The following is a 12,144-nucleotide window of genomic DNA, read 5'->3' on the forward strand; positions in this document are numbered from 1 at the left end:
TTGTGCACCATGGAGTTGCTAGAATTTTGACGATCAATCCTGGCTCTACCTCTACAAAAATTGGCGTGTTCGATAATGATCAACTCGTCATGGAAGAGACATTGCGTCATTCCACCGAACAACTTGCCCAGTTTACTTCTATCACCGCGCAGTACGAATTTCGTAAGTCGATGATTGTGGAAGAGTTAAAACATCATAAAATTGATCTATCCTCACTATCTGCAGTTTGCGGGCGCGGCGGTTTGCTGCGTCCGATTGCAGGAGGCACGTACCCTGTGAACGACGCTATGCTTGAAGACTTGCGGAAAGGATATGCAGGTCAGCATGCATCCAACTTAGGCGGAATCCTTGCGAATGAAATTGCTGCAGAAGCGAATATTCCCGCCTATATTGTAGATCCGGTCGTAGTAGATGAACTGCAGCCTTTAGCAAGAGTTTCAGGATTCAACTTATTGGAGCGGCATTCAATTTTTCATGCATTGAACCAAAAAGCAGTCGCTAGAAGATATGCGCAGCATACTGGGAAAAAGTATGAGGAACTTAAACTGATTGTGACTCACATGGGTGGCGGAATTACTGTTGGCGCCCATCATCATGGAGAAGTCATTGACGTGAATAACGGACTTCATGGTGACGGTCCCTTTAGCCCGGAACGTGCAGGTACAGTTCCTGCAGGTGATTTAGTCGATATCTGTTTCTCGGGAAAGTATTATCGTCAAGAGATTATGGAGATGCTCGTCGGCAAAGGCGGTATGACAGGGTACCTAGGTACGAATGATGCCGTTCAAGTCGAAAAACGAATTGCAGCCGGGGACGAACGTGCAAAAGAAGTTTACAGCGCTATGGCTTATCAAGTCGCGAAGGAAATCGGCAGTGCAGCGTCAGTCTTGAAAGGCAATGTAGATGCAATAATTTTAACGGGTGGACTTGCATACGGTAAAGAGTTTACTGAAGAGATCCGAAGATATGTGAACTGGATAGCAGAAGTAGTTGTCTATCCGGGGGAAGACGAATTGCAAGCCCTTGCGGAAGGGGCAATCCGTGTTCTTACCGGTGAAGAAGAAGCAAAAGAATATCCATTAGGACAGACAAACATGGAAATGGAGGCTGATCACATTGGCACAAGAGTATGATGTAGTAATTCTTGGCGGTGGAACAGGCGGATATGTCGCTGCCATTCGTTCTGCACAATTAGGTCTGAAAACAGCGCTCGTTGAAAAAGGGAAATTAGGCGGTACGTGCTTACATAAAGGGTGTATTCCTAGTAAAGCGTTGTTGAAAAGCGCAGAAGTTTATCAGCTGACGAAAGAAAAAGCTCAAAGCTTCGGTGTTGAAACAGAAGGAGTTACTCTTAATTTCTCAGCTGTCCAAGAAAGAAAGAAGTCCATTGTCGACCAGCTTTATAAAGGCGTTCAAGGGCTAATGAAAAAGGGCAAGATCGATGTCTATGAAGGAACAGGCAGAATGCTCGGACCATCCATCTTCTCCCCGATGCCTGGAACGATATCAGTTGAAATGAACAACGGTGAAGAGAATGAAATGCTCATCTTGAAAAACCTTGTCCTTGCAACTGGTTCACGCCCTAGAACATTGCCGGGTCTAGAGTTGGATGAACAGCAAATTCTATCTTCAGACGGCGCACTTGCTCTTGAATCATTGCCCTCTTCTATGTTAATCATCGGAGGCGGCGTAATTGGAATCGAATGGGCTTCAATGCTGAACGATTTCGGTGTTGACATTACTGTTGTGGAGTATGCAGATCGTATTCTGCCAACTGAAGACGAAGACATTTCCAAAGAAATGAAGAAACTTCTTGAGAAAAAAGGCATCAAGTTCGTCACAGGCGCAAAAGTTCTTCCTGAAACAGTTGAAAAAACTTCAGAGAATGTAACCATAACAGCAGAAATTGGTGATGCTGCTCAAAGCTTCACTGCAGAAAAAGTTCTAGTTTCAGTTGGCCGTCAAGCAAATACAGAAGGTATCGGCATCGACAATACGGAAATTGAAATTGAAAAGGGTTACATTAAAACACGCCCGACGTTCCAAACAAAAGAAAGTCATATCTATGCGATTGGAGATTGTATCGGCGGACTTCAACTGGCGCACGTTGCCTCTCACGAAGGAATCGCTGCAATTGAACATATTGCAAACCAGACTCCAGAGCCGATGGACTATGAAAAAATTTCACGCTGTATCTATTCAAGCCCTGAAGCTGCGAGCGTGGGAATCACCGAAAAACAGGCGAAAGAACGCGGATTCACTGTAAAAGTCGGCAAGTTCCCATTCCAAGCAGTTGGAAAAGCGCTGGTGAATGGAAAAGCTGATGGTTTTGTGAAAATAGTTGCGGATGAAAAAACAGATGATATTCTCGGTGTGCACATGATTGGTGCGGGTGTTACAGATATGATCTCTGAAGCAGGCCTAGCTATGGTATTAGACGCAACACCTTGGGAAGTCGCGGACACAATTCATCCGCATCCATCACTCTCTGAAGTGATTGGTGAAGCAGCACTTGCTGTAGATGGTAAAGCAATCCACATGTAAAAAGGGGGAAACACTGATGGCAACAAATCGCCACGAAGAGCTTGGGCTCACGAATGATGATGTTTTACAAATCTACGAAACAATGTTAATGGCACGAAAAATAGATGAGCGCATGTGGCTCCTTAACCGTGCAGGTAAGGTTCCATTCGTTATTTCTTGTCAAGGACAAGAAGCAGCTCAAGTCGGAGCCGCTTATGCACTCGATAAAGAAAAAGATTGGACTGCACCTTATTACCGTGATATGGGAGTAGTCTTGCATTTCGGAATGACACCTAGAGATTTGATGCTTTCAGCATTTGCAAAAGCTGAAGATCCGAACTCAGGCGGACGCCAGATGCCAGGTCACTTCGGACAGCGTAAGAATCGTATTTTGACAGGTTCTTCACCTGTAACGACACAGCTGCCGCACGCGGTGGGAGTTGCACTTGCAGCGAAGATTAAAGGCGAAGACTTCATTACATTTACGACACTTGGGGAAGGTTCTTCTAACCAAGGAGATTTCCATGAAGGCATGAACTTTGCAGGCGTACACAAATTGCCTACTGTTGTCATGGTAGAAAACAATAAATACGCAATTTCAGTTCCTGTTGAGAAGCAGCTCGCGTGCGAACATGTTGCCGATCGCGCAGCTGGTTATGGTATGCCGGGTACAACAGTCGACGGAACTGATCCGCTTGAAGTTTATAAAGTCGTAAAGGAAGCGGCTGACAGAGCCCGTCGCGGAGACGGACCAAGCCTTGTCGAAGCAGTATGTTATCGCTTGACGGCTCACTCATCTGATGATGATCACCGTTTATATCGTGATGCTGAAGAGCTGGAAACAGAGCGCAAACTCGATCCAATCCCTAAGTTTGCTAATTATTTGAAAGAAGCTGGTGTGCTTACAGATGAGCTGAATAGCGAAATCGAAGAGCGAATCATGAAGCAAGTGAACGAAGCGACAGATTATGCAGAGGCAGCTCCATACGCAGATGCAGAGTATGCACTTCGTCACGTATATGCGGAACAAGGAGGGAACGACTGATGGCGGTCATTTCATATATCGATGCAATTACAAGTGCTATGGCAGAAGAAATGGAACGTGACGAAAACGTCTTCGTACTAGGAGAAGACGTAGGCCGTAAAGGCGGCGTTTTCAAAGCGACAACAGGTTTATACGATAAATACGGTGAGTACCGTGCGCTCGATACACCACTTGCTGAATCGGCAATTGCAGGTGTCGCAATTGGTGCAGCAATGTACGGTATGCGTCCGATCGCTGAAATGCAGTTCGCAGATTTCATTATGCCGGCAGTGAACCAGATTGTTTCGGAAGCAGCTAAAATACGCTATCGTTCAAACAATGACTGGTCTTGTCCTCTAGTTGTTCGCGCACCGTTCGGTGGTGGTGTTCACGGAGCCCTTTACCATTCACAATCTGTGGAATCGATGTTTGCAGGAACTCCTGGACTTAAAATTGTCATTCCATCCACTCCATATGATGCGAAAGGTCTTTTAAAAGCAGCAATCCGCGATGAAGATCCGGTTTTGTTCTTTGAGCATAAACGAGCATATCGTCTTATCAAAGGCGAAGTGCCTGAAGAAGAATATGTAATTGAAATCGGTAAAGCAGATGTGAAGCGTGAAGGCGAAGACATTACGATTATCACATATGGTCTTTGTGTCCACTTTGCGCTGCAAGCTGCAGAGCGTCTTGCTGAAGACGGGATTTCAGCACATATTCTTGACCTGAGAACGATTTATCCACTGGATAAAGAAGCGATCATTGAAGCGGCTAAAAAGACAGGAAAAGTTCTTCTTGTTACAGAAGATAACAAAGAAGGCAGCATCATAAGCGAAGTGGCAGCGATTATTTCAGAAAACTGCTTATTCGACTTGGACGCTCCGATTCAACGTCTTGCTGGACCAGATGTGCCTGCAATGCCGTACGCGCCGACAATGGAGAAGTTCTTTATGGTAAATCCCGATAAAGTAGAAAAAGCAGCACGCGATTTAGCTGAATTTTAATAATGAACGGAGGTAAATCCAGTGGCAATTGAATCCATTAAAATGCCCCAGCTCGGCGAGAGTGTTACAGAAGGTACGATTGAAAAATGGCTTGTAAAGCCTGGGGATCATGTAGAGAAGTATGACTCGCTTGCAGAAGTGAATACAGACAAAGTGACAGCTGAAGTACCTTCCTCATTCACAGGGACGATTAAAGAAATCCTTGTTCAAGAAGGCCAAACAGTGGCTGTAGGTGAAATCGTTTGTACCATCGAAACTGAAGGCGGAAGCAGTGATGCTGTCCAGCCTGAAGCCGCACCAGCAAAAAATGAGCCAGCGAACGAAATGCCGGCAGAAGGTTCACAAAAACCAAACAGTCCCGTGAAGAAAGAAAAGGGAGCTGCTGCGGGCCGTTACTCACCAGCTGTCCTTCGTCTTTCCCAGGAGCATGATATCAACCTGGCGGATGTGGATGGTTCTGGACGTGATGGACGGATTACACGTAAAGACATCCAAGCAATTATTGATAGTGGCGAAAAGCCGCAGCCTAAACCAGCCGTTGAGGCACCAGCTCCTGTTCAGCAATCTGCACCAGCAGCGGCACCGGCTTCGAGTGCACCTGCACAAAGTGCAACAAATGTACCTGTTGCAGCAGGTGATATTGAAATTCCTGTTACTGGAGTTCGCCGGGCAATCGCAAACAATATGCTGAAGTCTAAACACGAAGCACCGCATGCATGGACAATGATCGAGGTCGACGTAACGGAAATGGTGAAATACCGCGATTCATTGAAAGCAGAATTCAAGCAAAAAGAAGGCTTCAACTTGACGTACTTCGCATTTTTCGTCAAAGCAGTTTCTCAAGCACTAAAAGAATTCCCGATGATGAATTCAATGTGGGCTGGCGACAAAATCGTACAGAAAAAAGACATCAACATTTCGATTGCTGTAGCAACAGATGAGGCATTATATGTCCCAGTAATCCAGCAAGCGGATGAGAAAACAATTAAAGGCATTGGCCGTGAAATTACTGAGCTTGCCGGAAAAGTTCGTTCGGGCAAACTGAAATCACAGGAAATGCAAGGCGGTACGTTTACTGTGAATAACACAGGATCATTCGGTTCTGTTCAGTCAATGGGAATCATTAATCACCCGCAGGCAGCAATCCTCCAAGTTGAATCGATTGTTAAACGTCCAGTTGTTATGGACAATGGCATGATCGGCGTACGGGATATGGTTAACCTTTGTCTGTCACTGGACCACCGTGTACTAGACGGACTCGTAGCTGGTCATTTCCTGGCACGTGTAAAGGAAATACTAGAGAACGTTACACCAGAAACAACATCTGTCTACTAAATTAGACACACCAACCCCCTCGGCCATATTAAGAAATGGACGTGGGGGTTGTCTTTTCAAAAAGGATCCATTTCAGGTACACTATGAGGTAACAGTTATACAGGGAGGGATTTTAAATGAGCAGCTCTGACATACATAACATGATGCAACAGCGATTTGAACTTCCAGATTGGAACGAATGGGAAGAAGCAGCAGAGAGATCATTGAAAGGGAAGACCGTAGACTCCCTTAAAACAATGACGGCAGAAGGAATCACACTTCATCCGTTATATTCAGCACCCGCCGAGTCAAATGAAAATATACGTCCGAGTCAAAGGAAATGGATAAGCGCGCAGCCCGCGGCTGGACGTACAGGCTCTGAGTGGATTGCTTCAATGTCTGAAAGTCTTGAAAAGGGAAATGAAGCGCTTTATATAGAAGGCAGAACGTCGATTGAATGGGACGATGCTTCCTTACATGCTCTTGCTGAACTAATGAAACAGCATCCAATAGCCTTCATGCACATTGACCCGCAAGATCATTTGCTTGAAGTATTTGAGATGATTCCGCCTCATGAACGTAAAAAGGTGACAGGTCTTTTGATGGCTTCTGAATTTGAGCTGACTTTAGGATATGAGCAAATCAGAACAATCGGTATTGATTTGGAACCTCTTCATATGGATGGAGCCGATAGTGTTACTGAGCTTGCAATTGCATTAACAGAAGCAGCAGATCACGCAGCGAAAGCGCCTTCCTTTGATCAATTTAGGGAAAATGTCTTTTTCAGATTTCCTGCAGACACCCACTTCTTTATGGAAATCTCAAAATTTAGAGCCTTCCGTACCTTATGGCAATTGTTCAGCAGTGCATACGGTGAAAGCGAGTTAACTTCCGTGCCTTTGATTGGAGTAACTTCACTTCGATCATTTTCTAAAATAGATCCTTATGTGAACTTGCTAAGGGCGGGAAATAGCGCATTTTCCGCAGTGTTAGGCGGAGCGGACTGGCTGACGGTTTATCCCTATAACGAGTTGACGGGAAATTCAGCACAATCGCTCAGATACGCTCGAAATGTACAACTCATTATCCGAGAAGAAACACATGCTGACAAAGTCATCGATCCCGGCGGCGGTTCGTATTTCATTGAACAGCTAACAGAAGAACTTGTTCAAAAAGCATGGGAACGATTCCTGGAGATTGAGGAAAGCGGCGGCAGAGAGGTCTTCTTGCAGTCTGGTAAGTTGCAACAGCTTGCTGATGAACGAAAAACTGATGCTGCAACTGGAGTCACTTCTTTGATAGGAACAAGTGTCTATGCAAATCCGGAGAATCATAATGCAGCCGATAATGCTTTTAGAATCGAAACATCGCGTCCAGCTTATCCATTTGAGGAACTGCGTAAAAAGGCAGCTGAAGGGCCGATTGATATTCGACTGCTTGTTTTCGGAAGCTTGAAATCGTATAAACCCCGGGCCGATTTTGCAACAGGATTTTTGGCAGCTGGCGGGTTAACTGCCCTGCATAGTCCAGCGTTTTCAGATGCCGCGTCTGCAATTGAATGGCTATGTGTTGAGAAACCAGACTATGCAATTGTCTGTGCTGCTCCAGATATGACGGAACAGGTTACTCCAGACCTAATTGCGAATAAGCCTGCAAGTCTGCTATTGGATGTTGCTGGGCGTGTCAGTGAAGAGCTAACGAGCGAATGGCTGTCCAGGGGACTAAATGGGTTTGTGTACAACGGACAAAATCGTATAGAGAAGATTACTCAAATCCTCAATCGCTGTAAAGGAGGTGCAGAAGCATGAAAAAGCCTGATTTTAGCAAAGTGGATATTAAGCAAGTGATTCAGAACACGGGATCTAGTCAGAACGATGTCACGGAACCTTTCCTAACAAATGAAGGGATTCTAGTTAAACCTCACTATACTTCTGAGGATAGTGAAGGACTTGATCACTTGGGGGATTTTCCGGGAATCGCACCGAATACAAGAGGACCGTATCCGACTATGTATGTCGCGCGCCCATGGACTGTCCGCCAATATGCCGGGTTTTCAACTGCTGAAGAAAGTAATGCGTTTTACCGAAGGAATCTTGCGATGGGTCAAAAAGGGTTATCCGTGGCTTTCGATTTGGCGACACATCGAGGTTATGATTCCGATCATCCGCGTGTAACGGGAGATGTAGGAAAAGCAGGAGTTGCGATCGATTCAGTTGAAGATATGAAAATCCTATTTGATGGAATTCCTTTAGACCAGATGTCCGTATCGATGACGATGAACGGTGCAGTCTTGCCGATTATGGCATTTTACATTGTTGCTGCGGAAGAACAAGGGGTACCTCCAGAGCAACTTGCAGGTACCATTCAAAATGATATTTTAAAAGAATACATGGTGCGCAATACGTATATTTTCCCTCCAGAAATGTCGATGCGCATCATTGCTGATATTTTTGACTATACCTCAAAGAATATGCCGAAGTTCAACTCGATTTCGATTTCTGGTTATCACATGCAAGAAGCGGGTGCAACGGCTGATATTGAACTGGCCTATACGCTTGCTGACGGTTTGGAATATGTGCGAACAGGGTTGAAAGCCGGCATAGACATTGACTCATTTGCTCCGCGGTTGTCGTTCTTCTGGGCAATCGGCATGAATTATTTCATGGAGATTGCCAAGATGCGGGCAGCACGGATTATTTGGGCAAAAATGATGAAAACGTTCGAACCGGAAAACTCAAAGTCTTTGGCACTTAGAACTCACTCACAGACTTCAGGCTGGAGTTTAACTGAACAAGATCCTTTCAACAATGTAACACGTACATTAATTGAAGCGAATGCGGCTGCAATGGGTCATACCCAATCGCTGCACACGAATGCTCTCGATGAAGCGATTGCACTGCCTACAGATTTTTCTGCACGAATTGCAAGGAATACTCAGCTGTTTTTGCAAGAAGAAACGATGATGACGAAAACAATTGACCCATGGGGAGGCTCCTATTACGTGGAGTCCCTTACCAATGAGCTCGTTGACAAAGCTTGGGAATTAATCGAAGAAATTGAAGAACTTGGAGGGATGGCAAAAGCGATTGAAACCGGGCTTCCGAAAATGAAAATCGAAGAGGCCGCTGCCAAACGACAAGCGAAAATCGATTCGAAAAGTGAAACAATAGTAGGTGTGAATAAATATCGTTTAGACCAGGAAGAACCAATTGATATTTTAGATATCGATAATACGTTAGTCCGTCAAAAACAAATCGATCGAATTCATCGAATGAAGGAAGAACGTGATGATCAGTTGGTTGCACAATCCCTTGCGCAGCTCACTCAAAGTGCAAAAGAAGGAACTGGTAACTTACTTGCGCTTGCAGTAGATGCAGCTAGAGCGCGCGCTACAATTGGCGAAATCTCTGATGCAGTAGAAGTGGTGTCTGGCAGACATAAAGCGGTCATTCGTTCTGTCAGCGGTGTGTACAGTCAAAATTTCTCCAACTCAGAAGAAATTGATGAAGTGAAATCAATGACAGATGAGTTTTTGGAAAACGAAGGGCGGCGTCCGAGGATTCTTGTCGCTAAAATGGGCCAAGACGGCCATGACCGCGGTGCGAAAGTCATCGCATCTTCGTTTGCGGATCTAGGTTTCGATGTAGATATCGGACCGCTTTTCCAAACGCCAGAAGAAACAGCGCTGCAAGCTGCGGAAAACGATGTCCATGTCATAGGGGTCAGTTCGCTCGCTGCTGGACACAAAACGCTAGTACCGGCACTCCGCGCTGAATTAGCAAAAATAGGAAGACCTGATATTCTTGTCATTGTCGGAGGGGTTATCCCTGCACAAGATTACGAATTTCTCAGGGAAAATGGGGCCGCTGCAATATTCGGTCCGGGTACCGTCATTCCGGTAGCTGCCCAAAAAGTAATTGAAGAGATCTATCGCCAACTAGGATATGAGGAAGTGATGGAGTGAACCGGCGTGATGAGGATATGCGGGAAGAGAGCGCACTCAACGTTATGGAAGGTCTGCATTCGTCTCATGATGGCATGAAGTCTGTAAAAAGAAGAAAGTTTAAAAGAAACAAACCGCCGATCGATATGAATGAGCTCGCGCGGGGAATTGCGGAAGGCTCTCGGCTTAGTCTGGCAAAAGGAATTACTCTTCTTGAAAGTGTCGCCCTTCATGACAAACCGGCTGGTCAAGAATTGCTTCGTACGCTGCTGCCTAAAACCGGAAAAAGCATACGGATCGGAGTTACTGGAGTCCCAGGAGCGGGGAAAAGCACTTTTATCGAAGCGTTCGGACTTATGCTGACAAAGGCTGGCCATAAAGTAGCTGTTCTTGCAGTCGATCCAAGCTCATCCATTACGGGGGGAAGTATTCTAGGTGACAAAACTCGGATGGAATTGCTGGCACGCGATCCTCAAGCTTTCATCAGACCATCACCAACCGCCGGAACGCTCGGCGGGGTTCACCGAAAAACACGGGAAACGATGCTGCTATGCGAAGCTGCGGGCTATGACGTCATTCTGGCAGAAACTGTGGGTGTTGGTCAATCCGAAACTGCGGTTAGGGAAATGACGGATTTCTTCTTACTTCTTGCATTAACAGGAGCCGGAGATGAACTGCAAGGGATGAAAAAGGGAATTATGGAACTTGCGGATGGCATCATAGTCCATAAAGCGGATGGTGAAAACGAACGGCTTGCGAAGAAAACAGTGAGGGATTATCGCCAGCTTGCGCATTTTCTTCAACCTGCATCTCCTGGTTGGACAACGCGGGCACTGGCAGTATCTTCCATAAAGGAAACCGGATTGGCTGATACTTGGGAGATGATTCAAGAGTTTAGAACCGTAATGGAGAAGTCGAACTATTGGACAGACAGACGCCAATCCCAGACACGCAGCTGGTTCTATTCAATGATCAATGATCACTTGATTGATTCGTTCTACGAAGAACCAGGACGCAAGCAGGAAGTGTCAGAGTTGGAAAAAAAGTTATTAAGTGATCAGATAACAGTTGCTGGAGCAGTTAAGCAGCTATTCGACAAGCAGAAGGATTAATTGGGAACTCCGTATTGTTGAATAATCCGGTCAAATTGCTGAACTGTTTTCATTGAACTCGTAAACTGGTATGATGGATGTATTATGCATCAGAGGGGGACAACTATATGTCAATGGATTTTAATTTTTATATGGATGATATAACAAGCCAAGCTCGCGGGGAAATGGAAGCTGGCGGCTATGAGCAGTTGAAAACAGCGGAGGACGTGGAAAATGCGTTCAAACGTGAAGGTACAACTCTTGTCATGGTGAATTCTGTATGTGGATGTGCAGGCGGTATCGCACGCCCGGCAGCACTTCATGCAATTCATTTTGATAAGCGTCCAGATCATTTGGTTACAGTATTTGCAGGACAAGACAAAGAAGCGACTGCTCAAGCACGCATGCACTTTGGAGATTACCATTTGCCATCATCACCTTCATTCGTTCTCATGAAAAACGGTGAAATGGTTGCTGAAGTCGGTCGTCATGAAATTGAAGGCCACGATCCAATGTCTGTTGTAACGAACTTACAAGATCAGTTTGATCAGCATTGCGAAGAACTATAAAAAACAGGCCGGCATCAGTCAAACTGATGCCGGCCTGCATTTTCGTGTCTTCTATTAAAATAGTGTGCTGAGACCGAACAAGACACTGGAAGCAACCATGGCAGCAATCATAATAATGACGATTGTTTTTTGGACTTTTTTATTGCTCATGCGCAAAAACCCCTTAATTGGTTTGATACTTTTAGTTTAACAGAATCTGCAGATTTCTCAACTGGTGGCGCAATATTTTAGAAGCGGTTACAATAGAAGAGGGGTGTAATCTTGGAAAAAGTTGACCATATTGGTATTGCAGTAAAAAATCTTGATGATTCAATAGATTATTATATACATACACTTGGGTTAAAATTGTTAGGCGTAGAAAAAGTACCGCAACAGCATGTGACGGTGGCATTTTTAGATGCTGGTAATATTAAGCTCGAATTGCTTGAGCCGATCGGCAATGAAGGGGCCGTTGCAAGTTTCCTGGAAAAACGCGGGGAAGGGGTCCATCATATTGCTTTCGGTGTTCGGAATATTCGCCAGCGTATGGAGGAACTCCGGACAAGTGGTGTCCGGCTGCTGCAAGAAGAACCGAAAATAGGTGCAGGTGGAGCGGAAGTTGCATTCATGCACCCAAAATCTTCGTTTGGAGTTCTTTATGAACTATGTGCCAAGCGCTCATTGGGGGATGAGTAAG

At 45.3% G+C, this 12,144-nt stretch carries 11 protein-coding genes; 10 read left to right on the forward strand and 1 reads right to left on the reverse strand.

Annotated elements, in window-relative coordinates; translation table 11 throughout:
* Positions 1-2 precede the first annotated feature (2 nt).
* The 9 genes from buk (at position 3) to PGH26_RS06625 (ending at position 11,468) form a co-directional block, all read left to right on the forward strand.
* The gene (gene buk / locus PGH26_RS06585) at positions 3-1,133 is read left to right on the forward strand and encodes a butyrate kinase (protein WP_323693196.1); all 1,131 of its coding nucleotides are present in this window, start codon (positions 3-5) and stop codon (positions 1,131-1,133) included.
* Complete coding sequence (lpdA, locus tag PGH26_RS06590; RefSeq protein WP_323693197.1) at positions 1,117-2,544, forward strand: dihydrolipoyl dehydrogenase; 1,428 nt, start codon at positions 1,117-1,119, stop codon at positions 2,542-2,544. Before buk ends, lpdA begins: the two co-directional genes overlap by 17 nt.
* A 16-nt stretch (positions 2,545-2,560) precedes the next feature.
* Positions 2,561-3,568 (forward strand): thiamine pyrophosphate-dependent dehydrogenase E1 component subunit alpha, encoded by a 1,008-nt coding sequence (locus tag PGH26_RS06595; protein ID WP_323693198.1) that lies wholly within the window; start codon positions 2,561-2,563, stop codon positions 3,566-3,568.
* The gene (locus tag PGH26_RS06600) at positions 3,568-4,551 is read left to right on the forward strand and encodes an alpha-ketoacid dehydrogenase subunit beta (protein ID WP_323693199.1); all 984 of its coding nucleotides are present in this window, start codon (positions 3,568-3,570) and stop codon (positions 4,549-4,551) included. The genes PGH26_RS06595 and PGH26_RS06600 overlap by 1 nt, the downstream gene beginning before the upstream one ends.
* A 21-nt stretch (positions 4,552-4,572) precedes the next feature.
* Positions 4,573-5,886 carry a dihydrolipoamide acetyltransferase family protein gene (locus tag PGH26_RS06605; RefSeq protein ID WP_323693200.1) on the forward strand — a complete coding sequence of 438 codons (1,314 nt, stop codon included), beginning with the start codon at positions 4,573-4,575 and terminating at the stop codon, positions 5,884-5,886.
* Positions 5,887-6,002: 116 nt separating this feature from the next.
* A complete protein-coding gene (locus PGH26_RS06610; protein ID WP_323693201.1) occupies positions 6,003-7,673 on the forward strand; it encodes a methylmalonyl-CoA mutase family protein in 1,671 nt (556 codons plus the stop codon).
* Positions 7,670-9,829: a methylmalonyl-CoA mutase gene (scpA, locus tag PGH26_RS06615; protein ID WP_323693202.1), complete on the forward strand. Its 2,160-nt coding sequence runs from the start codon at positions 7,670-7,672 to the stop codon at positions 9,827-9,829. The genes PGH26_RS06610 and scpA overlap by 4 nt, the downstream gene beginning before the upstream one ends.
* A 17-nt stretch (positions 9,830-9,846) precedes the next feature.
* Positions 9,847-10,920 (forward strand): methylmalonyl Co-A mutase-associated GTPase MeaB, encoded by a 1,074-nt coding sequence (gene meaB, locus PGH26_RS06620; protein ID WP_323693479.1) that lies wholly within the window; start codon positions 9,847-9,849, stop codon positions 10,918-10,920.
* 107 nt (positions 10,921-11,027) lie between these two features.
* A complete protein-coding gene (locus PGH26_RS06625) occupies positions 11,028-11,468 on the forward strand; it encodes a BrxA/BrxB family bacilliredoxin (RefSeq protein ID WP_323693203.1) in 441 nt (146 codons plus the stop codon).
* Positions 11,469-11,522: 54 nt separating this feature from the next.
* Here PGH26_RS06625 and prli42 read toward each other — a convergent pair whose 3' ends face one another.
* A complete protein-coding gene (gene prli42 / locus PGH26_RS06630; RefSeq protein ID WP_158541020.1) occupies positions 11,523-11,618 on the reverse strand; it encodes a stressosome-associated protein Prli42 in 96 nt (31 codons plus the stop codon).
* A 111-nt stretch (positions 11,619-11,729) separates the two neighbouring features.
* Here prli42 and mce point away from each other — a divergent pair, with 111 nt between their 5' ends.
* Positions 11,730-12,143, forward strand: coding sequence for a methylmalonyl-CoA epimerase (gene mce, locus PGH26_RS06635; RefSeq protein ID WP_323693204.1), 414 nt, complete (start codon positions 11,730-11,732; stop codon positions 12,141-12,143).
* Position 12,144: the final 1 nt, after the last annotated feature.

This window comes from Sporosarcina jeotgali, from assembly GCF_033304595.1.
In the GTDB taxonomy this organism is placed as follows: domain Bacteria; phylum Bacillota; class Bacilli; order Bacillales_A; family Planococcaceae; genus Sporosarcina; species Sporosarcina jeotgali.

What these genes read in the sequence shown, in the direction of transcription:
- PGH26_RS06595 (WP_323693198.1), top strand. Translation starts at nt 2,561, where the DNA reads ATGGCAACAAATCGCCACGAAGAGCTTGGGCTCACGAATGATGATGTT.
- PGH26_RS06600 (WP_323693199.1), top strand. Translation starts at nt 3,568, where the DNA reads ATGGCGGTCATTTCATATATCGATGCAATTACAAGTGCTATGGCAGAA.
- PGH26_RS06610 (WP_323693201.1), top strand. Translation starts at nt 6,003, where the DNA reads ATGAGCAGCTCTGACATACATAACATGATGCAACAGCGATTTGAACTT.
- scpA (WP_323693202.1), top strand. Translation starts at nt 7,670, where the DNA reads ATGAAAAAGCCTGATTTTAGCAAAGTGGATATTAAGCAAGTGATTCAG.
- meaB (WP_323693479.1), top strand. Translation starts at nt 9,847, where the DNA reads ATGCGGGAAGAGAGCGCACTCAACGTTATGGAAGGTCTGCATTCGTCT.
- PGH26_RS06625 (WP_323693203.1), top strand. Translation starts at nt 11,028, where the DNA reads ATGTCAATGGATTTTAATTTTTATATGGATGATATAACAAGCCAAGCT.
- prli42 (WP_158541020.1), bottom strand. Translation starts at nt 11,618, where the DNA reads ATGAGCAATAAAAAAGTCCAAAAAACAATCGTCATTATTATGATTGCT.